This window comes from Sphingomonas sp. PP-CE-3A-406 (genome assembly GCF_003688625.1).
Lineage (GTDB): Bacteria > Pseudomonadota > Alphaproteobacteria > Sphingomonadales > Sphingomonadaceae > Sphingomonas.
The window spans coordinates 369,055-394,481 of the sequence record NZ_RCWY01000001.1 but is presented as its reverse complement, the minus strand read 5'-3'; the positions used below and the strand labels follow the sequence as shown (position 1 = coordinate 394,481).

The 25,427-nt window shown below is 65.9% G+C and carries 20 protein-coding genes; 16 read left to right on the top strand and 4 right to left on the bottom strand.

Annotation, left to right across the window (positions count from 1 at the left end; translation table 11 throughout):
* The first annotated feature begins 37 nt into the window (after positions 1–37).
* The 3 genes from C8J44_RS01560 to C8J44_RS01550 are packed head-to-tail and all read left to right on the top strand — an operon-like array spanning position 38 to position 5,570.
* On the top strand, positions 38–1,855 hold the full coding sequence (locus C8J44_RS01560; protein ID WP_121903099.1) for an alpha-amylase family glycosyl hydrolase: 1,818 nt from the start codon (positions 38–40) through the stop codon (positions 1,853–1,855).
* Entirely contained in the window at positions 1,855–3,495 is a 1,641-nt protein-coding gene (locus tag C8J44_RS01555; RefSeq protein WP_121903098.1) for an alpha-glucosidase, read from the top strand. The genes C8J44_RS01560 and C8J44_RS01555 overlap by 1 nt, the downstream gene beginning before the upstream one ends.
* Positions 3,492–5,570, top strand: coding sequence for a glycoside hydrolase family 97 protein (locus tag C8J44_RS01550; protein ID WP_121903097.1), 2,079 nt, complete (start codon positions 3,492–3,494; stop codon positions 5,568–5,570). The genes C8J44_RS01555 and C8J44_RS01550 overlap by 4 nt, the downstream gene beginning before the upstream one ends.
* A gap of 48 nt (positions 5,571–5,618) precedes the next feature.
* On the opposite strand, the gene C8J44_RS01545 is transcribed toward C8J44_RS01550, so the two are convergent.
* On the bottom strand, positions 5,619–6,245 hold the full coding sequence (locus C8J44_RS01545) for a glutathione S-transferase family protein (RefSeq protein WP_121903096.1): 627 nt from the start codon (positions 6,243–6,245) through the stop codon (positions 5,619–5,621).
* Between the two features lie 102 nt (positions 6,246–6,347).
* Here C8J44_RS01545 and C8J44_RS01540 point away from each other — a divergent pair, with 102 nt between their 5' ends.
* The gene (locus C8J44_RS01540) at positions 6,348–7,763 is read left to right on the top strand and encodes a dihydrolipoyl dehydrogenase (protein ID WP_121903095.1); all 1,416 of its coding nucleotides are present in this window, start codon (positions 6,348–6,350) and stop codon (positions 7,761–7,763) included.
* 185 nt (positions 7,764–7,948) lie between these two features.
* Here C8J44_RS01540 and C8J44_RS01535 read toward each other — a convergent pair whose 3' ends face one another.
* Positions 7,949–8,149 carry a hypothetical protein gene (locus C8J44_RS01535; protein ID WP_121903094.1) on the bottom strand — a complete coding sequence of 67 codons (201 nt, stop codon included), beginning with the start codon at positions 8,147–8,149 and terminating at the stop codon, positions 7,949–7,951.
* 98 nt (positions 8,150–8,247) lie between these two features.
* Here C8J44_RS01535 and paoA point away from each other — a divergent pair, with 98 nt between their 5' ends.
* The 11 genes from paoA (at position 8,248) to C8J44_RS01480 (ending at position 20,105) form a co-directional block, all read left to right on the top strand.
* Positions 8,248–8,892 carry an aldehyde dehydrogenase iron-sulfur subunit PaoA gene (gene paoA / locus C8J44_RS01530; protein WP_121903093.1) on the top strand — a complete coding sequence of 215 codons (645 nt, stop codon included), beginning with the start codon at positions 8,248–8,250 and terminating at the stop codon, positions 8,890–8,892.
* A complete protein-coding gene (locus C8J44_RS01525; RefSeq protein ID WP_121903092.1) occupies positions 8,889–9,839 on the top strand; it encodes a xanthine dehydrogenase family protein subunit M in 951 nt (316 codons plus the stop codon). Before paoA ends, C8J44_RS01525 begins: the two co-directional genes overlap by 4 nt.
* A gap of 5 nt (positions 9,840–9,844) precedes the next feature.
* Positions 9,845–12,037, top strand: a complete 2,193-nt coding sequence (gene paoC, locus C8J44_RS01520) for an aldehyde oxidoreductase molybdenum-binding subunit PaoC (RefSeq protein WP_121903091.1) — start codon at positions 9,845–9,847, stop codon at positions 12,035–12,037.
* 90 nt (positions 12,038–12,127) lie between these two features.
* Positions 12,128–13,087 (top strand): nitronate monooxygenase family protein, encoded by a 960-nt coding sequence (locus C8J44_RS01515; RefSeq protein WP_121903090.1) that lies wholly within the window; start codon positions 12,128–12,130, stop codon positions 13,085–13,087.
* A gap of 296 nt (positions 13,088–13,383) precedes the next feature.
* A complete protein-coding gene (locus C8J44_RS01510) occupies positions 13,384–16,191 on the top strand; it encodes a monovalent cation/H+ antiporter subunit A (protein WP_121903089.1) in 2,808 nt (935 codons plus the stop codon).
* A complete protein-coding gene (locus tag C8J44_RS01505; RefSeq protein WP_121903088.1) occupies positions 16,188–16,544 on the top strand; it encodes a Na+/H+ antiporter subunit C in 357 nt (118 codons plus the stop codon). The genes C8J44_RS01510 and C8J44_RS01505 overlap by 4 nt, the downstream gene beginning before the upstream one ends.
* Positions 16,541–18,067 carry a monovalent cation/H+ antiporter subunit D gene (locus C8J44_RS01500; protein ID WP_121903087.1) on the top strand — a complete coding sequence of 509 codons (1,527 nt, stop codon included), beginning with the start codon at positions 16,541–16,543 and terminating at the stop codon, positions 18,065–18,067. The genes C8J44_RS01505 and C8J44_RS01500 overlap by 4 nt, the downstream gene beginning before the upstream one ends.
* Positions 18,064–18,555: a Na+/H+ antiporter subunit E gene (locus tag C8J44_RS01495; protein WP_121903086.1), complete on the top strand. Its 492-nt coding sequence runs from the start codon at positions 18,064–18,066 to the stop codon at positions 18,553–18,555. The genes C8J44_RS01500 and C8J44_RS01495 overlap by 4 nt, the downstream gene beginning before the upstream one ends.
* Positions 18,552–18,821, top strand: a complete 270-nt coding sequence (locus tag C8J44_RS01490) for a K+/H+ antiporter subunit F (RefSeq protein WP_121903085.1) — start codon at positions 18,552–18,554, stop codon at positions 18,819–18,821. Before C8J44_RS01495 ends, C8J44_RS01490 begins: the two co-directional genes overlap by 4 nt.
* Entirely contained in the window at positions 18,818–19,246 is a 429-nt protein-coding gene (locus C8J44_RS01485) for a Na+/H+ antiporter subunit G (protein ID WP_121903084.1), read from the top strand. The genes C8J44_RS01490 and C8J44_RS01485 overlap by 4 nt, the downstream gene beginning before the upstream one ends.
* 73 nt (positions 19,247–19,319) lie before the next feature.
* Complete coding sequence (locus tag C8J44_RS01480) at positions 19,320–20,105, top strand: hypothetical protein (RefSeq protein ID WP_121903770.1); 786 nt, start codon at positions 19,320–19,322, stop codon at positions 20,103–20,105.
* A gap of 288 nt (positions 20,106–20,393) precedes the next feature.
* On the opposite strand, the gene C8J44_RS01470 is transcribed toward C8J44_RS01480, so the two are convergent.
* Together C8J44_RS01470 and C8J44_RS01465 are read right to left on the bottom strand one after the other, a co-directional pair.
* Positions 20,394–22,382 carry a PAS domain-containing hybrid sensor histidine kinase/response regulator gene (locus C8J44_RS01470; protein WP_121903083.1) on the bottom strand — a complete coding sequence of 663 codons (1,989 nt, stop codon included), beginning with the start codon at positions 22,380–22,382 and terminating at the stop codon, positions 20,394–20,396.
* Complete coding sequence (locus C8J44_RS01465; RefSeq protein ID WP_259466659.1) at positions 22,375–23,886, bottom strand: ATPase domain-containing protein; 1,512 nt, start codon at positions 23,884–23,886, stop codon at positions 22,375–22,377. The genes C8J44_RS01470 and C8J44_RS01465 overlap by 8 nt, the downstream gene beginning before the upstream one ends.
* 204 nt (positions 23,887–24,090) lie before the next feature.
* Here C8J44_RS01465 and C8J44_RS01460 point away from each other — a divergent pair, with 204 nt between their 5' ends.
* Positions 24,091–25,425: an amidohydrolase family protein gene (locus tag C8J44_RS01460; protein WP_121903769.1), complete on the top strand. Its 1,335-nt coding sequence runs from the start codon at positions 24,091–24,093 to the stop codon at positions 25,423–25,425.
* The last annotated feature ends 2 nt before the right edge of the window (positions 25,426–25,427 follow it).

Genomic DNA, 25,427 nt, shown 5'->3' with positions numbered 1-25,427 from the left:
ATGGGGCAGTACCGACATCCCCGCAAAAGGACGCTCCATGATCAAGTCGCTGATCCTCTCCGCGCTGCTGTGCGCCACCGCGATACCTGCGACGGCGCAAAGTGCGAAAACCGACTATCGCGCGCGCCTGCCGCAGGACGAGGTGATCTACTTCGTCCTGCCAGACCGGTTCGAAAATGCCGATCCGAGCAACGATCGCGGCGGGATTGCGGGCGACCGGCTCAAGACCGGCTATGATCCGACGGCGAAGGGCTTCTATCACGGCGGCGACCTCAAGGGGCTGACCAGGCGGCTCGACTATATCCAGCATCTCGGCGCGACCGCGATCTGGCTCGGGCCGGTCTTCAAGAACAAGGCCGTGCAGGGTTCGCCGGGCCGCCAGTCCGCTGGCTATCACGGCTACTGGATCACCGACTTCACGCAGGTCGACCCGCATCTCGGCACGAACGCCGACATGACCGCGTTCGTCGACGCCGCGCACGCGCGCGGGATGAAGGTGTATATGGACATCATCATCAACCACACCGCGGACGTGATTCAGTACCGCGAATGCTCGGTCGGCGTGCCTTGCCCGTACCGCGACCGCGCGGCGTATCCGTACCAGCGCAAGGGCGGTCTCGGCGGCAAGGCGATCAACGGCGGGTTCGTCGGCGACGGCGTCGAGACAGCGGCGAACTTCAGCAAGCTTACAGCTGCGACCTACGCCTACACGCCCTACGTGCCCGCCGCCGAGCGGACGGTGAAGGTGCCGGCCTGGCTCAACGACCCGATCTACTACCACAATCGTGGCGACTCGACCTTCACGAACGAGAGCTCGACGATGGGCGACTTCTCGGGTCTCGACGACGTCATGACCGAGAACCCGCGCGTCGTCAGCGGCATGATCGACATCTTCGGATCGTGGATCGACCGCTTCAAGGTCGACGGCTTCCGGATCGATACCGCGCGCCACGTGAACCCCGAATTCTGGGCGCAGTTCATCCCAGCCATGCTGACGCGCGCAAGGGCGAACGGCATCCCCAACTTCCACATCTTCGGCGAGGTCTCCGATCACGAGATCCACCCCGCGGTCCTCGCGCAGCACACGATCGTCGACAAGCTGCCCGCGGTGCTCGACTTCGCGTTCCGCCAGGCGGTGGTGGAGACCGTTGCCGGTACGCGTGGGACCGACGCGTTCGAGGCGTTGCTCGACGGCGACGTGTTGTACGCGAAGGGCGCCGCCACTGCGGTGATCCTGCCGACGTTCACCGGCAATCACGACGATGGCCGCTTTGCCACGTTCGTGCGGAAAGCGTTTCCGCAGGCGTCCGACGACGAGGTGCTCAAGCGCGTTCTGCTGTCGAACGCGATGCTGCTGACGCTGCGCGGCGTGCCGACGATCTATTCGGGTGACGAACAGGGCTTCGTCGGCGATGGCAACGATCAGGACGCCCGCGAGGACATGTTTGCGTCGAAGGTCGCGGTCTACAACGATAACCGCTTGCTCGGCACGACCAAGACCACCGCGACCGAAAGCTTCGGCGAGACGAACCCGCTTTTTCGCGAGATCGCGGCCCTGTCGAAGGTCCGCATCACGCACCCTGCCCTGACGCGCGGTAGTACGCTGATCCGCAGCCGGAGCGAAACGCCGGGCTTGCTCGCGGTCTCGCGCTTCGATCCGACCACCGGCGCGGAAATCCTGCTGGCGTTCAACACTTCGGCCAAGCCGCTCACGCTGCCGGTGCACGTCGAGACCGTCTCGACCCGTTTCACCACGCTCGCCGGCATCTGCGCACCCCGCGCGGCCGCACCCGGCAGTGTCATGATGACGCTGCCTGCGTTCGGCTACGCTGTCTGCGCCGCGGAGATTCGTTGATGCCTGACACTGCCTTGTTGCCGGTTACCGCCGATCACCACGCCAAAGATCGCCCGTGGTGGAAGGGCGCGACGATCTACCAGATCTATCCGCGCAGTTTCGCCGATTCCAACGACGACGGGATCGGCGATCTGCCCGGCATCACCCGCCATCTCGACTATGTCGCCAGCCTCGGCGTCGATGCGGTCTGGCTCTCTCCCTTCTTCACATCGCCGATGAAGGATTTCGGCTATGACGTTGCGAACTACCGCGATGTCGACCCGATCTTCGGCACGCTCGCCGATTTCGACGCGCTGATCGCCCGCGCCCACGCGCTCGGCCTGAAGATCATCATCGACCAGGTCTACAGCCACACCTCGGACGAGCACCCGTGGTTCGTCGAAAGCCGCTCGTCACGCACCAACCCCAAGGCGAACTGGTACGTCTGGGCCGACGCCAAGCCCGATGGCAGTCCGCCGTCGAACTGGCAGTCGGTCTTTGGTGGTCCCGCCTGGACGTGGGACGCGCGCCGTCGGCAATATTACCTGCACAATTTCCTGAAGGAACAGCCGCAGCTTCACGTCCACGACGCCGACGTGCAGGACGAGATCGTCGACACCGCGAAATTCTGGCTCGATCGCGGCGTCGACGGCTTCCGGCTCGATGCGATCAACTTCACGATGCACGATCCGGCGCTGACGGATAACCCGCCGGCAAGCGACAACAGCCTCAAGACGCGGCCGTTCGATTACCAGGCGCACGTCCACAACCAGAGCCATCCGGACATCCCGCTGTTTCTCGAACGACTGCGGCGGCTGATCGACGGCTATGGCGATCGCTTCACCGTGGCCGAGGTCGGCGGCGCGGACAGCGATCGCGAGATGAAGCTTTTCACGCGCGGCAACACCCGGCTGAACAGCGCGTATGGGTTCGATTTCCTCTACGCGTCCGCGCTCGATCCGAAGACGGTGGCGGACGCGATCCTGCTTTGGCCTGCCGACGCCGATCTCGGCTGGCCGAGCTGGGCGTTCGAGAACCACGACGCCCCCCGTGCCGTCTCGCGTTGGGTCGACATCGGCAACCGCGACGCGTTCGCGCGGATGAAGATGCTGCTGCTCGTCTGCCTGCGCGGCAACATCTTCCTGTATTATGGCGAGGAACTCGGCCTGACGCAGGTCGAGGTGCCGTTCGACCTGCTCCAGGATCCCGAAGCGATCGCCAACTGGCCGCTGACTCTGTCGCGCGACGGAGCACGAACGCCAATGCCGTGGATCGCCGACGCGCGCAACGCCGGCTTCTCGAACGCGACGCCGTGGCTGCCGGTCGGCGGCGATCATGCAGCGCTCGCGGTCGATCGTCAGGAAGGCGACCCGGACTCGCTGCTCCACTTTACCCGTCGTCTGCTCGCACTGCGCAAGGCGAGCCCCGCGCTGGCGATCGGCGACCTGACGCTGGTCGAGGTTTCGTCCTGCGTGCTCGCGTTCGAACGTCATGCCGACGGTGAGACCATGCTCTGCGTGTTCAACATGGCCGCCGACCCCACCGAATGGCGCCCTGCCCAGCCCGACGGCTGGCGCGTGCGCGATACCGTCAACACTGTAGAGGGCTGGACCCTCGGCTCATACGCGGCACTCGTCGCCGAAAGGATCGCACGATCATGAAGACCCTTCTCCTGCTCTCCGCGGCGCTGATCGCCGCCCCCGCGTTCGCGCAGGACGCCGCGCCCGCGCCGACCTCGAACGAGACGATCAAGCCGCAGCCCGCCTCCGCCATCCCGAGCGCGATCGCGACCTCGCCCGACGGCAGCATCGTCGTCACTGTCGCGACCGACGGCGAGGGCAAGGCGAGCTACAGCATCACCCGCAAAGGCGAGCTGATCGTCAGCCCGTCGCGCCTCGGCTTCCTTTTCACCGACGCGCCGAAGTTCGATCGCCACCTCAAGATCGAGAGCATCGCGCGCGCCAAGGCGGACTCGACCTGGACGCAGCCCTGGGGCGAGTGGAAGTCGATCCGCGACAACCACACCGAGATGCGCGTCCGCCTGGTCGAGACCGATCGCCTCAAGCGCGCGATCGATGTCGTGTTCCGCCTGCAGGACGACGGCGTCGGCTTCCGCTACGAATTCCCGCAGCAGCCGAACTTCAAGACGATCAACATTGCCGACGAACTGACCCAGTTCGCGTTCGCCGAGGACGCGACCGCGTGGTGGAAGCCGGCGTTCGAATGGAACCGTGAAGAGTATCTCTACAACCGCACGCCGCTAACCGGAGTCGGCACTGCCGCGACGCCGATCACGATGAAGCTCGCCAGCGGCACGCACGTTGCGCTGCACGAGGCGGCGCTGACCGACTATGCCGGGATGAACGTCGCCAAGGTAGAGGGCAACACATTGAAGGCGGTCCTCACGCCTGGTGCCGGCGCGCCGAAGGTTACGCGGACCGGGCCGTTCGCGACGCCGTGGCGCACGCTGATCCTGTCGGACGATGCGCCTGGCCTCTACATGAGCCACCTCGAACTCAACCTAAATGAGCCGAACAAACTCGGCGACGTCAGCTGGGTCAAGCCCGGCAAGTTCGTCGGCGTGTGGTGGAACATGATCACGGGCAAATGGAGCTGGGCGACCGGTCCGCAGCACGGCGCGACCACCGCGCACGTGAAGAGCTACATCGACTTCGCCAGCGCCAACAAGATCCCGGGTGTTCTGGTTGAGGGCTGGAACGTCGGCTGGGACGGTGACTGGTTCGGTGACGGCAACGCGATGCAGTTCGACACGCCGACCCCCGATTTCGACGCGAACGTCCTCGCCAAATACGCGAAGGCCAAGGGCGTGTACCTGATCGGCCATAACGAGACCGGTGGCTCGGCGAGCCATTACGACAGCCAGCTCGACCGGTCGTTCGGGTATGCGCGCGATCACGGCATCCCCGCGGTCAAGACGGGGTACGTCACCGACGCCGGCCAGATCGAACGCGTCGATCCCGACGGCTCGCAGCACCGCGAATGGCACGAGGGCCAGTGGATGGTGAACCACTATACCCGCGTCGTCACGACGGCCGCTAAGTACAAGGTGGCGATCGACAGCCACGAGCCGGTCAAGGACACCGGCCTGCGCCGCACCTATCCCAACTGGATCGCACGCGAAGGCTCGCGCGGGATGGAATATAACAGCTGGGCCGGCAAGAACCCGCCCGAGCACGAAGCCAACCTCGCCTTCACGCGGATGCTCGAAGGGCCGATGGACTTCACGCCCGGCGTGCTAAGCCTCAAGGGGTCGGACAACAGCGACATCCTGTCGACGATCGCCAAGCAGCTTGCGCTGTACGTCGTGCTGTACTCGCCGGTCGTGATGGCCGCGGATACACCCGAAAACTATGCGAAGTATCCGGCTGCGTTCCAGTTCATCAAGGACGTGCCGACCGACTGGTCCGACACGCGCGTGCTGAACGGCGAAGTCGGCGACTACGTCACCTTCGCGCGGAAGGACCGCAAGTCGAACGACTGGTATCTCGGCAGCGTCACCGACGAGAACCCGCGCACGCTGACGGTCGCACTCGATTTCCTCGAAGCCGGCAAGAGCTACACCGCGCAGATTTACCGCGACGGTCCGAACGCGGACTACAAGACCGATGCACGCCACGCGATCACGATCGAGACGAAGACCGTCCGCAAGGGCGACACCTTGACCCTGCCACTCGCCCCTGGTGGTGGCGAGGCGATCCGCTTCAAGGCGCGGTGAGCCCGTATCCGGGTCGCCCCGTCTCGCGACGGACCGACCCGGGATCGTTCAGCGTCGCGGTGCCATCAAGGGGCCACCGATCTCGGTCGCGGCGATGAACGCCGGGCGCGCGCGCAGGCGGTCGAGATACGCGGCGACGTCGGGATGTTCCTTGAGCAGGCCCGTGCTTTCGGCGATCGCCAGCATGTAGCACATCTGAATATCCGCCAGCATCAGCTGCTCGCCCATCAGAAACGGACCGTCGCCGACGCCTGCGCCGATATAGTCGAGCGTCTTGGTAACCTCGGGGCCGGTGAACTTGGTCAGGCCGTCGGGAAGCCCGCCCATCCGCTTGCCGAACATCGTCATCATGATCGGCAGCGCGGCCGAGCTTTCGACATATTGCAGCCACTCGTCGTGGATCGCGGCGGCATCGCTGTCGATCGGCGGTGAGAAGCGGCGGTCGCCGTACCGCGCGTCGATGTACGACAGGATCGGCGCGCTCTCGGCCAGCGTCAGGTCGCCGTCGACCAGCACCGGTGCCTTGCCAAGCGGGTGGATCGCCTTCAGCGCGGCCGGTGCGCGAAAATTCTCGTCACGCTCGTATTTGACGAGGTCGTATTCGATGCCGAGCTCTTCGAGCAGCCACAGCACGCGGATCGAGCGCGAGTAGTTCAGGTGGTGGAGCGTTAACATAAGCGTCCTTCGACTAGGAATGTGCTGCACCGCGGAACGGCTGGGCGGCATCGAAGGTTTCCTCGGTCGCAGCCCCGGAATTCTCCGGCAACGGAGAGCCTTATGACCAAGCTGACCTGCGACGTGGCGATCATCGGTGCCGGAACCGCCGGCCTTGCCGCCGAGCGCAGCGCGCGTCGCAACGGCGCCAGCACGCTGCTGATCGACGAAGGCTTTGGCGGCACGACCTGCGCGAGCGTGGGATGCATGCCCTCCAAGCTGTTGATCGCGGCGGGAAATGCGATGCATGCGGTCGAACAGGCGTCGGTGTTCGGGATCGAAGCGTCGGGTAAAGTCGATGGCGTCGCGGTGATGGCGCGCGTGCGGAAAGAGCGCGATGCATTCGTCGCGGGCGTCGAAAAGTCGATCGACAAGCTGCCCGACGAGGTGAAGGTCAAGGCGCGAGCGAAATTTGCAGGTGCGACGATCCTGTCGCTCAGCGACGGTCGCGAGGTCCACGCGAAGTCCGTGGTGATCGCGACTGGATCGAGCCCTGCGATCCCAGAGATGTTCGACGCGGTGCGCGACCGCGTGCTGACCAACGAGAGCATTTTCGAACTCGCCGACCTGCCCGGATCGATCGGCGTCGTCGGTGCGGGCGCGCTGGGGCTCGAACTCGCGCAGGCGATGGCGCGGCTAGGTGTCGAGACGATGGTGTTCGACACCGGCGATACGATCGGCGGGCTGAAGGACAGGCATGTCGCCGAGGCATATCATGCGATCCTGTCGCGCGAGATGCCGATCCTGCTCGGCGTCGAGCTGACGGTCGAACCGGATGGCGACGGCGTCAACCTGGCCTGGACCGGGTCGGTGTCGGGCGAACGACGCTTCGACTATCTGCTCGTCGCGACCGGACGGCCGCCTCAGGTCAAGGACATTGGACTGGAGACGACCGGCCTCGCGCTCGATGACCACGGTATGCCGGACTTCGACCGCGAGACGATGCAGTGCGGCACCGCGCCGATCTTCATCGCCGGCGACGCGGACCATGATCGCGCGGTGCTGCACGAAGCGTCGGTCGAGGGAACGATCGCCGGGCGTAACGCGACAAGCTATCCCGAGGTGACGCCGGGCAAGCGCACCGTGCCGTTCGCGATCACCTTCACGCACCCCAACGTCGCGGTGATCGGCAAGATCGCGGAGGATGATGATGCCGACAGCGTGATCGGTACGGCGTCGTATGATGACCAGGGCCGCGCTAAGGTCGAGGCGTGCAATGCCGGGCTGGTGCGCTTCTATGCGGATCGTCGCGATGGCCGGCTGACCGGTGCGACGATGGCGGGGCCGGCGGTCGAGCACAGTGCGCACCTGATCGCCTGGGCGATCCAGAGCGGCTGGACCGCGACGGAGGTGCTCGACCTGCCGATCTATCATCCGACGTTCGAGGAGGGGATGAAGGGCGCGCTGCGCTCGATCTGCGCCGAAGTGCATGCGCCTACCCCGCCGGATCGGGATGACGGGTTCACTCCCGGGACGTAACTGAAACCGATAGAAACGTACACGACCCCGAGAAAAGAGTACCACCCCGGCGAAGGCCGGGGCCCAGTTGGGAGGTGTTGCTAACGACGGATCGCGATCCGTTATTGCCACCTTTCCAACTGGGCCTCGGCCTTCGCCGGGGTGGCGCTATTGGGGTAGAGCGGCGCTATATCGCTAACTCGCCGCTAGTCCTCCAGATCCAGATACGCGACGACGTCGTTTTCGGTCGCCAGATACAGTCCCGCCTGCACGTCCTCCTCCTGTTGCGCGGCGATGATCAGCGCCTCGCCTAGCGGACCGTAGAACAGCGTCGTCGCTGCGCCGCCCTCGCCGCTGTCATCAAGATGATACAGCCGCACCGAAACGGCGGAAGAGATCGTACGCATTCCAATACCTTGTCGACAAATCAGCGGAACAAAACCGACACGACGGAGCGCAACTTTGCCGGGGTTCGTCCGTTCGGTTAACATATACAGGGGTTTATATGCATCAGGATGAAGGTTTTCCGGTATCGCGCCGCGGCGTGATCGCCGGCGGTGTCGCGTCGGCCACGCTGGCGGCGGCACCTAGCGCTCAGGCGCAGACACAGGGCGCCGCGCAAACGGCCCCGCCGACCATGCCGGTCACGCTCAAGGTCAACGGCCGAACCACCAAGCTAACCGTCGACACGCGCACCACGCTGCTCGACGCACTGCGCGAGAATTTGAAGCTCACCGGCACCAAGAAGGGCTGTGATCATGGCCAATGCGGTGCGTGCACGGTGATCGTCGAGGGCCGCCGCATCAACAGTTGCCTGACGCTCGCGGTCATGCACGAGGGCGAAGAGATCACGACGATCGAGGGTCTCGGCACGCCCGAGAAGCTGCACGCGATGCAGGCGGCATTCGTCAAGCATGACGGCTACCAGTGCGGCTATTGCACCCCCGGCCAGATCTGCTCGGCCGTCGCGACGCTCGGCGAAATCAAGGCGGGCATTCCCAGCCATGTCACCGGCGACATCGCAGCAAAGCCTGCCGTCACCACCGACGAGCTGCGCGAGCGGATGAGCGGCAACATCTGCCGCTGCGGTGCTTATGCGAACATCATCGACGCGATCCACGACGTCGCGGGCACGGAGCGCACGGCATGAAGGCCTTCACCTACGAGCGCGCCACTTCGGCCAAGGAGGCGGCCAGCGCCGCCATCCGCACGCCGGGCGCGAAGTTCATCGCAGGCGGCACCAATCTGCTCGACCTGATGAAGCTCCAGATCGAGACGCCGCAGCACCTGATCGACGTCAACGGCCTTGGCCTCGACAAGATCATGCCGACGTCGGAGGGCGGCCTCCGGGTCGGTGCTCTGGTTCGCAATACCGACCTCGCCGCCGATGCGCGCGTGCGGAAGGATTACGGCGTGCTCAGCCGCGCGTTGGTGTCCGGTGCCTCGGGCCAGCTGCGCAACAAGGCGACGACCGCGGGCAATCTGCTCCAGCGGACGCGCTGCCCGTATTTCTACGACACGACCAAGCCCTGCAACAAGCGCCAGCCCGGCAGCGGCTGCGCAGCGATCGGCGGGTTCAACCGCAACCTGGCCGTGATGGGCACGAGCGAGGCGTGCATCGCGACGCACCCCAGCGACATGGCCGTTGCGATGCGCGTGCTGGATGCGACCGTCGAGACGGTGAACGCCGCTGGCCAGACCCGCGCGATCCCGATCGCGGACTTCCACCGTCTTCCTGGCGCGACGCCGAACATCGAGACATCGCTCGCGCATGGCGAGCTGATCACGGCTGTGACGTTGCCGAAGCCGATCGGTGGCACGCACATCTACCAGAAGGTGCGCGACCGTGCGTCCTACGCGTTCGCGCTGATCTCGGTTGCTGCCGTGATCCAGCCTGGCGGTCGCGGCCGTCTCGCCTTCGGTGGCCTGGCGCACAAGCCGTGGCGCGTCGAATCGGCCGAGGCGCAGATGCCCAACGGCGCCAAGGCGACCGCATCGGCGGTCCTCGCGGGCGCTCGCACCACCTCCCACAACGCGTTCAAGCTGCCGTTGGTCGAACGCACCATCGGCGCCGTGTTCGAAGACGCAAAGGCCTGATCGCCATGAAGTTCGATACCCCCGCCACGGCGAACCCGACCGACCGCATGAAGGTGCTCGGCAAGCCGCTCGACCGCGTCGACGGCAAGCTCAAGACCACCGGCACCGCGCACTACGCCTATGAACGCAACGATGCCGCGCCCAACGCCGCCTATGGCTACATCCTCGGCGCGGCAATCGCCAAGGGCCGCATCGAGAGCATCGACACCGCCGACGCAAAGGCTGCCCCAGGCGTGCTCGCGGTCGTCACCTATGAAAACGCCGGCAAGCTCGGCAAGGCGAAGAACCACACCGCACGGATGCTCGCCGGCCCCGAAGTCCAGCATTACGACCAGGCCGTGGCTGTCGTCGTAGCAGAGACGTTCGAGCAGGCACGCGCCGCCACCAAGCTGCTGCGCGTCAACTACGCGCGGGCCAAGGGCAATTTCGACCTCGCCGCCTCTAAAGCGTCGGCAACGAAGCCGAAAAGTGGCACCCCCGACACCGCCGTCGGTGACTTTGCGGGAGCGTTCGCCAAGGCAGCGGTCAAGCTCGACGAGCGCTACACCACGCCCGACCAGAGCCACATGATGATGGAGCCGCACTCCACCACCGCGGCATGGAAGGACGGCAAGCTTACCCTCTGGACCTCCAACCAGATGATCGCCTGGGCGGTCGGCGACATGAGCGAAACGCTGCTCCTGCCGAAGGAAAGCATCCACGTGATGTCGCCCTATGTCGGCGGCGGGTTTGGTTCGAAGCTGTGGGTCCGTAGCGATGCGGTGATGGCCGCACTTGGCTCGCGTGCGATCGGCGGGCGTCCGGTGAAGCTCGCGCTTGCGAGGCCGCAGGTGATGAACAACACGACGCATCGCCCCGCGACGATCCAGCGCCTGCGCATCGGTGCGCAGAAGGACGGCAAGATCACCGCGATCGCGCATGAGAGCTGGTCGGGCGATCTCCCCGGCGGTGGCCCCGAGACCGCGCCGAACGCGACCCGCCTGCTCTACGCCGGCGCCAACCGCATGACCGCGACGCGTCTCGCCGTGCTCGACCTTCCCGAGGGCAACGCGATGCGTGCGCCGGGCGAGGCGGTCGGCCTGCTCGCGCTCGAAGCGGCGATGGACGAGCTCGCCGAGAAGCTGAAGATGGATCCAGTCCAGCTGCGCATCATCAACGACACGCAGGTCGATCCGGAAAAGCCGTCGCGCCAGTTTTCGCAACGCGACCTCGTCGGCTGCCTGAAGACCGGCGCCGAACGCTTCGGCTGGAACAAGCGCAACCCCGTCCCGGGGCAAGTCCGGGATGGCCGCTGGCTGGTCGGCATGGGCATGGCGTCGGCGTTCCGCGACAACGTCACGATGAAGTCGGGTGCGCGCGTCGGGATCGACAAGAAGGGCGTCGTCACCGTGGCCACCGACATGACCGACATCGGCACCGGCAGCTACACGATCATCGGCCAGACGGTTGCCGAGATGATGGGCGTACCGATGGACAAGGTCATCGTCCTGCTCGGCGACAGCAGCTTCCCGGCCTCGTCCGGTTCAGGCGGCCAGTGGGGCGGCAACAGCTCGACCGCGGGCGTCTATGCGGCGTGCATGGCGTTGCGCGAGCGGGTTTCTCAGAAACTCGGCTTCAACTCGACCGACGTCGTGTTCGAGGACGGCAAGGTGAAATCGGGCAACCGCAGCGTCTCGCTGTCGGAAGCCGCAGGCGATGCTGGGCTGTCGGCAGAGGATTCGATCGAGTTCGGAGACCTCACCAAGACGTACGCGCAAGCCACGTTCGGCGCGCATTTCGTCGAGGTCGGCGTCGACTCGGCGACCGGCGAGATCCGCGTCCGCCGGATGAGCGGTGCGTTCGCCGCGGGTCGTATCCTCAACCCGAAATCGGCACGCAGCCAGGTGATCGGCGCGATGACGATGGGCGTCGGCGCGGCACTGATGGAGGACGCGATCGTCGACACGCGGTTCGGCTATTTCGTCAACCACGACCTCGCCGAATATCACGTGCCCGCGCACGCCGACATTCCGATGCAGGACGTGTTCTTCATGGACGAGCTCGACGAAAAGTCGTCGCCCATGAAGGCGAAGGGGATCGGTGAACTCGGCCTGTGCGGCGTCGGCGCCGCGATCGCCAATGCGGTATACAACGCATGCGGCGTCCGCATCCGCGAATACCCGCTGACGCTCGACAAGGTCATCGGCAAGATGGCCTGATACCCTGCCCTCCACCTTGCCGCGTTGCCGGCATGGGTGGAGGGCAAACCGGGTCTGGCGTGGGCGAATGGGTTGCGCTAGGAAACTGGCATGACCGTACCCGCTATTCTAAAAAACCTGCGCCTGCCTGTCATCGGCTCGCCGCTGTTCATCATTTCCGGCCCCGAGCTGGTGATCGCGCAGTGCAAGGCGGGCATCGTCGGATCGTTCCCCGCGCTCAATGCGCGCCCGCAGGCGATGCTCGACGAGTGGCTGCATCGGATCACCGAGGAGCTCAGCGCGCATAACCGCGCGAATCCCGATCGCCCGGCGGCACCGTTCGCGGTCAACCAGATCGTCCACAAATCCAATGACCGGCTCGAGAGCGATCTCGAGACCTGCGCCAAATGGCAGGTGCCGATCGTCATCACCTCGCTCGGCGCACGCGAGGACCTCAACACCGCGGTACACGGCTGGGGCGGCATCACGCTGCACGACGTGATCGACGACCGGTTCGCGCGGAAAGCGATCGAAAAGGGTGCAGACGGCCTGATCGCCGTTGCCGCCGGTGCGGGTGGCCATGCGGGCCGCCTTTCGCCGTTCGCGATCATCCAGGAGATCCGCCAGTGGTTCGACGGTCCGCTCGCGCTGTCGGGCTCGATCGCAACCGGCGACGCGGTGCTCGCCGCGCAGGCGATGGGTGCGGACTTCGGCTATATCGGCTCGCCGTTCATCGCGACAACCGAAGCGAACGCGGACCAAGCGTACAAGGACGGCATCGTCGCGGGCAAAGCGTCCGACATCGTCTATTCGAACCTGTTCACCGGCGTGCACGGCAACTACCTCCGCGCATCGATCGTCGCGGCGGGCATGGACCCGGACGCGCTGCCCGAAGGTGATCTGAAGACGATGGACTTCGGCGGCGGCAACGGATCGAAGCCCAAGGCGTGGCGCGACATCTGGGGTTCGGGCCAAGGCATCGGAGCGGTCACCGAAGTCGAGAGCGTTTCCGCCAGGGTCGACCGCCTCGAACGCGAGTATCGCGCGGCGCGCGTCCGGATCGGTGTCTGAGCTAGACCAACGTGACGGCGTATTCGTGCTATCGTTCGACCATGAGAAGGTCGATCTGAAAACATGGAGCTCTCGGTAGTGATGGCGATGGCGCACGAAGGGCTGATCCAGCCGCTCATGCGAGAGGTAAGATCGTCTGGGGCTCTCGTGCGTGGTGGGGCCTTTCGTTACGGCCATCCGCCAACGTTACGGTAAACATCGAAACGGAATTCGGCGAGATTTCAGCCGGGAACGTCGACCCGATCGCCGCATCGTGCGAAGGGTGCGTGCATGGTACAACGGGGTAGACGGTCGCGATGGTCCTGACGACCCTGGTCCTGTTGCCGTTCGTCGCCGCCATGATCTTGAGCCTCTGCGCGCGAGCGGGTCGCCTCGCGCAGACGATGATTGCGGGCGGGGCAAGCGCGGTAGGCCTCGGTCTGCTGCTAGTTGCGGCGCCCACCGTTCTGGCGGGGACACCGTTGACTGCGCATCTGACATGGGTACCGGCGCTAGGTCTCGACGCGAGCCTGTGGCTCGACCCGCTCGGTCTGTTGTTCGCCGGACTGATCCTCGGCATCGGCCTGCTGGTCGTCGTCTATGCGCACGGATATCTCGCCATGGGCGAGGCCACCGGACGGTTCCTGTCCTTCCTGATGCTGTTCCAGGGCGCGATGATCGGTATCGCGCTGTCGGCCAACGTCCTGCTGGTGCTCGTTTTCTGGGAAATGACGAGCCTGTCGTCGTTCCTCCTGATCGGGTTTTGGCGAGATCGACCCGAGGCGCGGCAAGGTGCGCGGATGGCGCTGGCGGTGACGGGCGGCGGTGGGCTGGCGCTGATCGCAGGGATGCTGCTGCTCGGACAGGCTGCGGGATCGTACGAACTAACGACCATTCTCGCGCGTGCGGACATCGTCCAGGCCTCGCCGCTGTATCCAGCGATCCTCATCCTGATACTGCTCGGCGCGTTTACGAAATCGGCGCAGTTCCCCTTCCACTTCTGGCTGCCGCACGCGATGGCCGCGCCGACCCCGGTCAGCGCCTATCTGCATTCCGCGACGATGGTGAAGGCGGGCGTCTTCCTGCTGGCACGGCTGTGGCCGGTGCTGTCGGATACCGATCTCTGGTTCTACCTTGTAGCGTCGACCGGACTCGTAACGATGCTGTTCGGCGCCGCCGTGGCACTGTTCCGCGACGATCTGAAGGCGATCTTGGCCTATTCGACGATCAGCCAACTAGGGCTGATGGTGATGCTGCTCGGGTTCGGTACCACCGCGGCGGCGACCGCGGCGGTCTTCCACATCCTCAACCACGCGGCGTTCAAGGCGGCGCTGTTCATGAACGCCGGGATCGTCGATCACGAGACGGGCACGCGCGACATACGACGCGTTGGTGGCTTGGCAGCCCTCATGCCGATCACCGCCACGCTCGGCACGCTCGCCGCCGCATCGATGGCCGGACTGCCCCCGCTCGGCGGTTTCATCTCGAAGGAAATGATGCTCGAGCAGAGCACGCATGCGGTTCTGGCAGGACAGTCCTGGCTGGTACCGATCCTGGCCACGCTCGCCGCGATCCTGTCGGTCGCCTATTCACTCCGTTACGCGATCGGTCTTTTCTTCGGACGGACGCGCGCTGGCGAAGAAAGCATGCCGCACGATCCGGGTATCGCCATGCTCGCGCCATCGATCATATTGGTCATGGTCGCGATCGCGCTTGGGCTGATCCCCATGACGATCGCGGGACCTCTGGTCGTCGCGGCGACCGGTTCGGTCGTCGGCGGCCGCTCGCCCGACCTGCATCTCGCATTATGGCACGGTCTCAACCCGGCCTTCGGTTTGAGCGCGGTCGCGGTCGTCGGTGGCGCGATCGTGCTATGGCGGCGGGCGCCAGTGGCCGATTGGCTTGCCACCCGATCCGCGCCCGATGCGAAGCGGATGTTCGACGCGGCGATGCGGTCGGCATTCGACCGCACGCGCCGCGTTTCTGGCGTCGTCCATGCCGCTTCGCTCCAGCGCTACCTCTTCGTCCTGTTCGCAGCCGCGATCGTGCTGGCGACCGAGGCAAGCCTGACGAGCGGCGGCGTATATACCGGATCGCGTCCACGCATCCCGGCATCGGCCGTTGCGATCGTCGCCTGGCTGAGCCTGATCGCTGCGACAGCAGCGGTCGTCGTCGTGCAGCGTCACCGCTATCTCGCCCTGCTCTTCCTCGGCGTCGTCGGGCTCGTCATAGCGCTGGCGTTCGTCCACCTGTCCGCGCCCGATCTCGCGCTGACGCAGATCACGGTCGAGGTCGTCACGATCCTGCTCATGCTCCTGGCGCTTACTGTGTTGCCCAGGTCGCCACCCACGCTATCGAGCATTCCTCGGCGAGCTCGGGATGCGCTCCTCGGCATGGTCGCAGGCGTCGGAACCGGCTGGCTGGCCTGGTCGGTGATGATGCGTCCGGCGGTGGCGACGGTGTCGGCGTTCCACTGGGCGAACAGCTATGCGGGTGCCGGCGGTAGGAACGTTGTGAACGTCACGCTGGTCGACTTCCGCGCGTTCGACACGTTGGGCGAGATCATCGTGCTGGGGATCGCCGGGCTCGCGATCTACGCGCTGCTGGAACCGGCGGTGCATGTGCGGGTACCGCGGTCGAACATGCCGCATTCTCCCGATCGGCATCCGATGATGCTGGCGATGGCCGCCCGCGCATTGCTGCCGCTGGCGCTGCTGGTCGGCCTGCATATCTTCCTGCGCGGCCATAATGCGCCGGGTGGCGGGTTCGTCGCTGCGCTGGTCTTTTCGATCGCGATCTTCATGCAGCACCTAGCGTCCGGGGTCGGTTCGACCGGCAAACGGCGACGCGGTGTCGACCATGCCTTGATCGCGGTGGGTATCTTGCTCGCCACTGCGACCGGTCTCGGATCGCTCGTCTTCGACGCGCCGTTCCTGTCGAGCAGCCTCGGGTACGTCCATCTACCGCTCATCGGAGAGGTCGAGCTGGCGACCGCGACGTTGTTCGACGCCGGCGTCGCCAGCGTCGTGGTCGGCGCCGTGATGATGATACTGGCGCAACTCGGCCATCTGACCCAGCGCCACGCCCGCATCGGCGCAGTTGCCGACGAGCAGGCCATGCCATGAGCCTCGAGTTCCTGATCGCCAGCGCCATCGCCGTGCTGACCGCTGGCGGGGTGTACCTGTCGCTGCGAGGGCGGACCTTCCAGGTCGTGCTCGGGCTGACCTTGCTGTCGCACGCCGTGAACCTGTTCCTGTTCGCGACCGGCCGGCTCGTCGTCGATCGACCGCCTCTCTTCGCGGGGGGCGTGATCGATCACGCCGACCCCCTGCCCCAAGCGCTGGTGCTGACCGCGATCGTCATCGCATTCGGCATGACCGCGCTCGCCGTCATTCTGTCGCTCCGCAGTTTTCTCGAAAGCGGATCGGATCAGGTCGACGGTCTGGCGGACCCCGACCGTGGTAAGGGTGAGCCATGACACTCGCCGAGCAGTTGATAATAGCGCCTGTGGTGATCCCGGCGGTGGTTGCCCCGCTGACGCTGTTGGCCATGCCCCGTCGGCGGGCTTTGGCGGTCGGCCTTTCGCTGGCCGGCTGCGTAGCCATGCTCGCGGCAGCGGTCGCGCTATTCGAGCTGGTGCAGGATAACACGATCCGCAGTTACGCGGTCGGCGGCTGGCCGGCGCCGTTCGGCATCGTCCTGGTGCTCGACCGCCTTTCGGCGGCGATGCTGGTACTGTCCTCGGCATTGGCGCTGATCGTCCTGCTGCACGCGACTCTTACCGCCGCCGATCGGCAGGGTTCGCATTTCCATCCGCTCTTCCATTTCCAGCTGCTGGGGCTGAACGGCGCGTTCCTGACCGGCGATCTGTTCAACCTGTTCGTGTTCTTCGAGGTCCTGCTGATCGCGTCCTACGGCCTCATGCTCCACGGCCAGGCCGCGGCACGGCTGAAGGCGGCGGTCGGCTATGTCGTCGTCAACATCGTCGGTTCAGCGCTGTTCCTGATCGCACTCGGGGTGCTGTACGGCGTGACCGGGACGCTCAACATGGCCGACCTCGCGCGCCGCATTGCGGTATCGGGAGCAGCGGACGAGGGGATGCTGCGGATCGCCGGCGTGCTGCTGATGACCGTCTTCGCGCTCAAGGCCGCGATCGTCCCGCTGCATCTCTGGTTGCCGCGGACCTACGTCGCGACGATGCCGGTCGTCGCGGCGCTGTTCGCGATCCTGACGAAGGTCGGGGTCTATGCGATGATCCGGATCGTACCGTTGCTCTTCGGCGAGGGCGCAGGCGCGTTGGCGTGGATGCCGTCGCCCTGGCTCTTCCCCGCCGCCGTGATGACCGCCGTTATCGGCTTTGCCGGAGTGTTCGTGGCGCAGGCGATGCGCGAACAGGCGGCGTTCGCGCTGGTCGGATCGACGGGGACGCTGGTCCTCGCAGTCTCCTGCTGGACCCAGGCGACGATGGCGGCGGCGCTCTTCTATCTCGTGCACGCGACGCTTGCCGGTGCTGCGCTGTTCCTGGTCGCCGACGTGACCATGCGTCGCCGTGGCCCATATGACGACGCAGCGGTCCCGAGCCCCCGGTTTTCGGGGCAGCAGGCGACCGGGTTGCTGTTCCTCGCGTCGTCGATTGCCGCGGTCGGATTGCCGCCGCTATCGGGCTTCATCGGAAAGCTGTTCATCCTCCAGACCACCGCCACGACTTCCAACTGGATCATTCTGTGGGCAACGGTCCTCGGTACCACCTTGATCGGGGTCATCGGCTTCGCCCGCACCGGCAGCATCCTCTTCTGGAAGGCATCGCCAAGCAGCGCAGGCCCGATCGACGGTCCGAACCGATCCAACGCGGACCTGATCACCCCCACGATCCTGATCGGACTGCTCGCCGCCCTGACTATCGGCGCGGGCTGGGCGACCGCGCAAGCCCAGGCGACCGCCACGCAGATCTTCGCGCCGCAGCGGTATATCGACGCCGTCCTCGGCAGCATCCCGCGATGATCCGGTGGCTCCTGCCCCACCCTGCCCTTTCGGCGACGTTGTTGATCGTCTGGCTGCTGCTGGCGAACAGCGTCACTAGGGGCGACCTCATCCTTGGCGCGACGCTCTCGCTCATCCTGCCAAAGGTCACCGCGCCGTTCTGGCCCGATCGCCCTCGCCTGCGGTTCGGCGGTGCGTTGGTCGCGTTTCTCGCGGTCGTGCTGTTCGACATCGTGGCCGCCAATTTCCACGTCGCACGCGTGATCCTGTTCCGGCGCGACCGCGATCTGCGCGCGCGCTGGCTCGTCATCCCGATCGAGCTCACGACGCCCGAGGCGATCACGGTGCTCGCGGCGACGATCAGCCTGACGCCGGGGACCGTCTCGTCCGACGTGTCCGCCGATGGTCGCGCATTGCTGGTCCACGCGCTCGACGTCGAGGACGAAGCGACCGAGATCGCGCGGATCAAGCGACGATACGAAGCGCGGCTGCTGAGGATGTTCGCATGATCATTGTCGCGCTAAACATCGCCGCGATCGCCATAGCGCTCGCGCTTCTGTGCAACGGTTGGCGCCTGTTCCGCGGCCCGGCGCTCGGCGATCGTATCCTTGCGCTCGATACGATGGTCATCAACGTCATCGCGCTGATCCTCCTGATCGGCATGATCGGTGGCTCCAGCCCGTATTTCGAGGCGGCGTTGCTGCTCGCGATGGTCGGGTTCGTCAGCACCGTCGCCTATTGCAAGTTCCTCCTTCGCGGGGACATCGTCGAATGATCGATGCTTTCGCCTATCTCGTTGCCGGACTGATCCTGCTCGGGGCCGCGTTCCTGCTGCTCGGCAGCTGGGGGCTGGTCCGGTTGCCGTCGATGATGGAGCGACTGCATGGACCGACGATGGCGACGACGCTCGGCGTCGGATCGCTGGTGCTCGCCTCGATGCTGCGGACCCGGCTGCAAACCGGGAATTGGAGTACGCACGAACTGCTGATCGTGCTGTTCCTGTTCATCACCACACCGGTCTCCGCCAACATGATCGCGAAGGTCCATCTCCACCGTCAGCGCATGGCCGATATCACCGAGCCGGCCGGGATCGCTGGAGATGCGCCAAACCCGGACAACGGCGACTGGGCGACGTTCGAAGCGCCGAAGCCGAGCATCGCAACGTCGACGGCTGACCTTAAACGTCTACCCGGCGATTGAGCGCGTGGCGTCCGGTCGGTTAAGGGTGTTGCGCGCAGCAAAAGCCGCCGCGAAGGAGAGGACAAGTCCGACCATGCCAAGTTTGACGACGTGGATATCTGTTCCGCTGTTCGCGCTGGCGGCGTGCGGGGCATCCTCCGATCGATCCGACGATCGGCCGCAGAACACGCCTGACGCAGCGCGGAATCAATCGGGTGGCGACGCCGTCGCAGCGCGGCAGTCGACGCCCTCCCCTGCGGCGATGGGCAATTCGATCTCGCCCGAGACATCTCCGGCAAAGGCCCTGACGAAGACATCGTGCTTCGCCGATATCGGTGCCACCGCCGCGGCGCGGCGCGTAGCGATCTGTCGCGACGTCTCGCCGGCGACCCACCCGCCCTGCAATGCCGCCAACAGCTGCGCGATGATCGACGACGAGATCGCGCGCAGTTGTGCGCTGTTCGACGGCAAAGGCGCGCCGATGCCGGGATGCGGGCCTGCGCCTAAGAGCGCGGAGGCAGCGGCAGCGGTGGTTCGGCGGTACTATGCCGCTGTCAACGCGCGGGATTTCGACACCGCGTGGCGGCAATGGGGTAGCGACGGCCGTCCGGGACAGACGTTCGCGGCGTTCGCGGCGGGTTTCGCGCATACCCGCACGACCAAGGTGGTCATCGGCGCGCTCCAACCTGGCGACGGCGGGGCGGGATCGATCTATCAGCCGGTCCCCGTCACGGTCGAGTCGACGCTGGACGACGGCTCACGCCAGCGTTTCCGCGGCACGTACGTCGTTCGACGCGTCAACGACGTCGACGGCGCGACGGCCGACCAGTTGCGGTGGCATCTCGACTCCGGTCAGCTCAAGCCGGCCGCCTTGGGATAGCGCCAAGGCAATTCGATGGCTCATACGAAGGCGTACGCATGTCCGAACCGATGAAAGACCTGCCGCATCACGGGCGATACGCGTACCGCCCGATCGTCGGACGGCCCGACTATTCGTGGCCCCAAGGCCGCCGGCTGGCGATCTCGATCGCGTGCTGACCCGGCTACGGGAGGTGGCGGACCCGCGGATCTGGTGGACGACGGCGGGAGCGATCGCCGATCACGTCACGACGAACGGCCTGGCCGTCTGACGCCTGCCTTGCGGCCGACCGACCTCGACGAATACCGCCTATTCGACGACGCGCAGCCGGCGTCCCTTGGCTGGTGGGACGCGAAGCAACTGGTTGACGCGGTCGGCCAGATCGACCTGTCGGAACGGCTTCCCCAGTCGCATGACATCGGTCGGGACATCGTCGCCCGCCGCCGCATACCCGGTAACCAGCAGCGTCGGCAGCCGGATGCCGTTGGCGCGCATTTCGGTGATCAGCTGGCCGCCGGTCATCCCGGGCATCAGATAATCGCTGACGAGCATGTCGACATCGATCCCCGAACGGATCGCCGACAGCGCCTGGCTCGCCGACCCGAACTCGGTCACGACATACCCCAGATCGCGCAGCATCTCCGCTGTCGCGGATCGGACCAGTTCCTCGTCGTCGACCAGCACGATCTTGGCGGCATGCCGCGCCGGTGCCGGCTCGCCCTGACTATCGGCCGCATCGCTCGCGACTTCGTCGGTCGCCGGTAGCCAGAGCTCGACCGCAGTCCCGACGCCGGGCTCGCTCCTGAGGTGCAGGATGCCGCCCGATTGCGCGGCCAGACCGTGCACCATCGACAGGCCCAAGCCCGTTCCCTTGCCGACGCCCTTGGTCGAGAAGAAGGGTTCGGTCGCGCGCGCGAGCGTCGCGCGATCCATGCCGGTGCCGGTATCCTGCGCGGTGAGCCGGATATAACGGCCGGCGTCGAGACCGACGGCGTTCCGGTCGTCGACGACGATCTCCGCGACGGTCAGGATCAGCCGACCGCCACCCGGCATCGCATCACGCGCGTTGATCGCGAGGTTGAGCAGCGCGAGCTCGAGCTGGTTCGGATCGACCCGCGCCGACGACAGATGGCGCGGCACTTCGAGAACCACGGTGATCGTCGGCCCGAGCGAACGCCGGACGAGATCGACGATGCCATCGATCAGCGCACCGATATCAACCGCCTTGGGCTGCAGCGCCTGCTTTCGCGCGAACGCGAGCAGTCTCTGCGTCAGCGTCGCCGCGCGTTCGGCGGCCTGCAGCGCGCCCGCGACCATGCGCTGCGTCTTCTCGTCGTCCTTGTGCCGACGGCGGACGAGATCCAGACTGCCGACGATCGGGGTCAGCAGATTGTTGAAATCATGCGCGACGCCGCCGGTCAGCTGGCCGATCGCATCCATCTTGTGCGCCTGCGCGAGTTGCGCGTCGGCCTCCTTCTTGTCGGTCACGTCCGAGACGACGCCGGTCATCCGCAACGGCTTGTCGTCGGGGCCGTAGGTGACGCGCCCCTTGGCAGCGATCCACTTCTGCGAGCCGTCCGCCGCGGTGATCGAGCACTCGATATCCAGCATGCCGGAGTCCAGCGCGGCGTCGAAGTCCGCCCGGATACGGCCTCGCTGGGAAACGTCGACAAAGCCGAGAAAATCATCGATGTTCCACGTCGGACGCCGCGTCGGATAGCCGAATATCTCGTCGTGCCGCGCCGTCCGCCGCGCGGTGCCGGTGGTGAAGTCGATATCCCAACTGCCCATGCCGGCGGCGTCGAGCGCGATTGTGAGACTTTCCCGCGCCGCTTCCAGCTCTGCGGTGCGATCGACCACCGCGCGCTCGAGCGTCATAGCCGCATCGCGCACCTCATATTGGCGTCGCCGCGCCTTCAGCGACGATCGGATCGCGCCCAGCATCGCCTCGGCATGCAAAGGCCGTTGCAGCAGGACGACATTGCCGAGATTTGCCAGGCGATCGCTCGCGGCGGTCGTTCGCGGCGCAGGCGCGCCGTTGGCCAGCACCACGAACGGGATATCCGACCAGGTCGGCTGCGTCGCGACCCATTCCGACAGACCCGACGAGTCATGCCCCGCCAGCGCCTCTTCCGTCAGCATGACCGCACCCGCGCCCCGTCGAATTTCCGCCAGCAACTCCGCCCGGTCCGCGCAGACATAGGATTGGATCGTGTTACGGCCGAGCAGGTCCGCGGCAATCGTGGCATCTCTACCGCGCGGCGCCAGAATCAGAACACGGTCTTCCACGTCAGCCATGCTCTTCCAAAGAACCCATCTTGCTGGCCATCAACGTCTTGCCTTCGCCCGAAAAGGTCGGAACGCCGGTCAGGACGCCCTGGAACTCGCGCAACGGCTCGCCGACCTGCAAACCGTTGCTCCCTATCTGAAACTCCCGGATCGTCCGTTCGTGCCGTGCCGTGCGCGTTTTGATGACCGAGATGGCCTGACGGACCTCGCCCTGCGCCTCGAAATAGCGGAGCTGGACGACGGAATCGGACAGATAGCTCAAGTCGACGTCCTGCCGGACGTCGCCCATCATGCCGTGCAGGCCGAGGATCAGCAGGCTGACGACCCCCTCCTGCCCCAGATACGTCAGCATCTCGTGCATCTGCAGCGTCAGGAACTGTTCGTTGGGCATCGATTGCAGATACGCGTTCAGGCTGTCGATCACGACCACGCGCGCGCCATCCTCCTCGACCGCGGCGCGGACCGAATCCGCGAACTCGCCCGGCGACATCTCGGCCGGGTCGATCGCGCGGATCTTCAGCTGGCCGGAATCGATGAACGGCTGGATGTCGAGGTTGAGCGCGGCGCTGCGCTTCATCAGCGTCGGCAGGCGCTCGTCGAACAGGAAATACGCCGCGTGGTCGCCGCGCTGGAGTGCCGCGACCATGCACTGGACCGACGTCGTCGTCTTGCCGACGCCGGCCGGACCGGTGAGCAACGTCGCCGTGCCGGGAACGAGGCCGCCGCCGAGCAGCGTATCCAGCGCTTCCGACCCAGTCGACACCGACGCATCATTGTAGGTCCGGCCATGTTCGGCCGCGATCAGCCGCGGGTAGACGCGAAGGCCGCCGCGCTCGATCTCGAAATCATGATAGCCGCCACGGTAGCGGACGCCGCGCATCTTCACGATGTGAAGGCGACGACGTTGCGATCCGAACCCGGACAGCGTCTGCTCGAGCGAGATGACGCCGTGCGCGATGCTGTGGAGCTGGAGATCGCTGCCCGATGCACCCTTGTCGTCGAGGATCAGGACGGTGACCTGCCGCGTCGAGAACAGATGCTTCAACGCCAGGATCTGCCGCCGATACCGGACCGGGCTCTGCGCGAGCAACCGCAGTTCGGACAGGCTGTCGATGACGACCCGCGCAGGCTTGAACGCATCGACCTTGGTCATGATGTCGCGAATCGTCTCGCCAAGCTCGACTTCGCTAGGGTGGAGCAAGGTCTGCTCCTGATCCTCGCCCAGGCCATCTGCGGGCACCATTTCGAACAGCTCGAGCTGATCCAGCGACCAGCCATGCGTCGCCGCGACGGCGCGCAGTTCGACCTCGGTTTCGGCCAGCGTGATGTAGAGCCCGGTCTGGCCGACCTTGGCCCCGGTCAGCAGGAAGTCGAGCCCCAAGGTCGTCTTGCCGGTTCCCGGCGTACCCTGGACCAGGTACATGCGCTGGGGGGTCAGGCCACCGCCCAGAATGTCGTCGAGCCCGGCTATACCGGTCGATACGATCGCGGTGGTCTGCGGATCGGTTGGCAATATGGCATCCTAAATCGAGTATCTCCCAACGATGCTAGCGCGTTAGGGTTGACGAACCATAGCCGCCCCCGGTCGGTTGGCAATCCTGCCGCCAACCCGATTTGATCAAGATCAGCGCGTATTCGATGCGCGGCAAAATACTGGTTGCAAGGACTTGCCGAAGCCGAGCACTTGAACGAGCATGCCCCGCTCGGGGGGAATTCGATGTTCAAAGCATGTGTGATCGCGCTCGCAGCCACCGTATCCGCGCCGGCGCTGGCCCAGAATTCACCGTCCGGGACCCAGGCTTCACCGTCGAAGACGACGTATATCCAGGCGGGCGCGCTGCTCGATCGACCCGGCCAGCCGCCGCGCGGCAATACCACCGTCATCGTCCGTGACGGCAAGGTCGCCGAATTGCGCGACGGGTTCGTGGCGCCGGAACAAGGCGCGACGCTGATCGACCTGCGCAATGCGTTCGTGCTGCCGGGTCTGGTCGACATGCACGTCCATCTCTGGGGGATCGGCGGCGACCCGATGCGCGCGCGGCTCGAGGCGATGACCCGCGATCGGTTCGACGACGAGATGACCGCGGTCGCGAACGCGCGGACCACGTTGAACGCGGGGTTCACCTCGGTGCGCGATCTCGGCGGCGATCCCCGCGGCATCCGCGCGCTGCGCGATGCGATCAATGCCGGTACCGTCGATGGGCCGACGATCACCAATGCCGGCGAGATGATATCGGTGACCGGCGGGCATGGCGACGGCAGCAACGGGCTAGCCGAAGATTTTGCCGAAGCGGTGCACGCCAAGGAAATCAACCTGTGCGACGGTCCCCACGAATGCCGACGTGCGGTCCGCGCGCAGGTTGCGTTGGGGGCACGCGTCATCAAGTTCGCCGCCACCGGCGGCGTGCTGTCGAATGTCAGCGGCGGGCTCGGCCGGGCGATGACCCCCGACGAGATGCGCGCGATCATCGAGACCGCGCATGGTCTGGGCCGCAAGGTCGCGGCGCACAGTCACGCGGCGGAGGGGACGAAGGCGGCGCTGGAAGCCGGGGTCGACTCGATCGAGCATGGCACGTTCCTCGACGACGAGACGATCCGGCTGTTCAAGACCAAGGGCGCCTATCTCGTCCCGACCGAGATCGCACCCGTTGCCGCGCTCGCGCAGGCGCGCGGTGGCGCCCTGCCCCCCGCGACGATCGTCAAGGCCGAGGCCGCCGCGGCCGCGATGGCGGCCAATCACCGTCGCGCCTATGCCGCCGGGGTGAAGGTCGCATTCGGGACCGACACCGGCGTCTCGAAGCACGGCGACAACGCGACCGAGTTCGCCCTGCTGGTGCGCAACGGCCTCACCCCGACGCAGGCGATCGTCGCGGCGACGGTGAGCGCGGCGGATCTGCTCGGGCGCGACGACATCGGTACGCTCGCGCCTGGCAAGACCGCGGACATCATCGCCGTGACGGGTTCGCCGCTACAGGACGTCACGCGCCTCGAGCATGTCGATTTCGTCATGCACCGCGGCCAGGTCGTCAAGGGCGCGCCGAAGAGCCTCTGACC

Excerpts from the sequence above, each read along its gene's own strand:
- C8J44_RS01560 (WP_121903099.1), top strand. The coding sequence starts at position 38 with ATGATCAAGTCGCTGATCCTCTCCGCGCTGCTGTGCGCCACCGCGATA.
- C8J44_RS01555 (WP_121903098.1), top strand. The coding sequence starts at position 1,855 with ATGCCTGACACTGCCTTGTTGCCGGTTACCGCCGATCACCACGCCAAA.
- C8J44_RS01550 (WP_121903097.1), top strand. The coding sequence starts at position 3,492 with ATGAAGACCCTTCTCCTGCTCTCCGCGGCGCTGATCGCCGCCCCCGCG.
- C8J44_RS01545 (WP_121903096.1), bottom strand. The coding sequence starts at position 6,245 with ATGTTAACGCTCCACCACCTGAACTACTCGCGCTCGATCCGCGTGCTG.
- C8J44_RS01540 (WP_121903095.1), top strand. The coding sequence starts at position 6,348 with ATGACCAAGCTGACCTGCGACGTGGCGATCATCGGTGCCGGAACCGCC.
- C8J44_RS01535 (WP_121903094.1), bottom strand. The coding sequence starts at position 8,149 with ATGCGTACGATCTCTTCCGCCGTTTCGGTGCGGCTGTATCATCTTGAT.
- paoA (WP_121903093.1), top strand. The coding sequence starts at position 8,248 with ATGCATCAGGATGAAGGTTTTCCGGTATCGCGCCGCGGCGTGATCGCC.
- C8J44_RS01525 (WP_121903092.1), top strand. The coding sequence starts at position 8,889 with ATGAAGGCCTTCACCTACGAGCGCGCCACTTCGGCCAAGGAGGCGGCC.
- paoC (WP_121903091.1), top strand. The coding sequence starts at position 9,845 with ATGAAGTTCGATACCCCCGCCACGGCGAACCCGACCGACCGCATGAAG.
- C8J44_RS01515 (WP_121903090.1), top strand. The coding sequence starts at position 12,128 with ATGACCGTACCCGCTATTCTAAAAAACCTGCGCCTGCCTGTCATCGGC.
- C8J44_RS01510 (WP_121903089.1), top strand. The coding sequence starts at position 13,384 with ATGGTCCTGACGACCCTGGTCCTGTTGCCGTTCGTCGCCGCCATGATC.
- C8J44_RS01505 (WP_121903088.1), top strand. The coding sequence starts at position 16,188 with ATGAGCCTCGAGTTCCTGATCGCCAGCGCCATCGCCGTGCTGACCGCT.
- C8J44_RS01500 (WP_121903087.1), top strand. The coding sequence starts at position 16,541 with ATGACACTCGCCGAGCAGTTGATAATAGCGCCTGTGGTGATCCCGGCG.
- C8J44_RS01495 (WP_121903086.1), top strand. The coding sequence starts at position 18,064 with ATGATCCGGTGGCTCCTGCCCCACCCTGCCCTTTCGGCGACGTTGTTG.
- C8J44_RS01490 (WP_121903085.1), top strand. The coding sequence starts at position 18,552 with ATGATCATTGTCGCGCTAAACATCGCCGCGATCGCCATAGCGCTCGCG.
- C8J44_RS01485 (WP_121903084.1), top strand. The coding sequence starts at position 18,818 with ATGATCGATGCTTTCGCCTATCTCGTTGCCGGACTGATCCTGCTCGGG.
- C8J44_RS01480 (WP_121903770.1), top strand. The coding sequence starts at position 19,320 with ATGCCAAGTTTGACGACGTGGATATCTGTTCCGCTGTTCGCGCTGGCG.
- C8J44_RS01470 (WP_121903083.1), bottom strand. The coding sequence starts at position 22,382 with ATGGCTGACGTGGAAGACCGTGTTCTGATTCTGGCGCCGCGCGGTAGA.
- C8J44_RS01460 (WP_121903769.1), top strand. The coding sequence starts at position 24,091 with ATGTTCAAAGCATGTGTGATCGCGCTCGCAGCCACCGTATCCGCGCCG.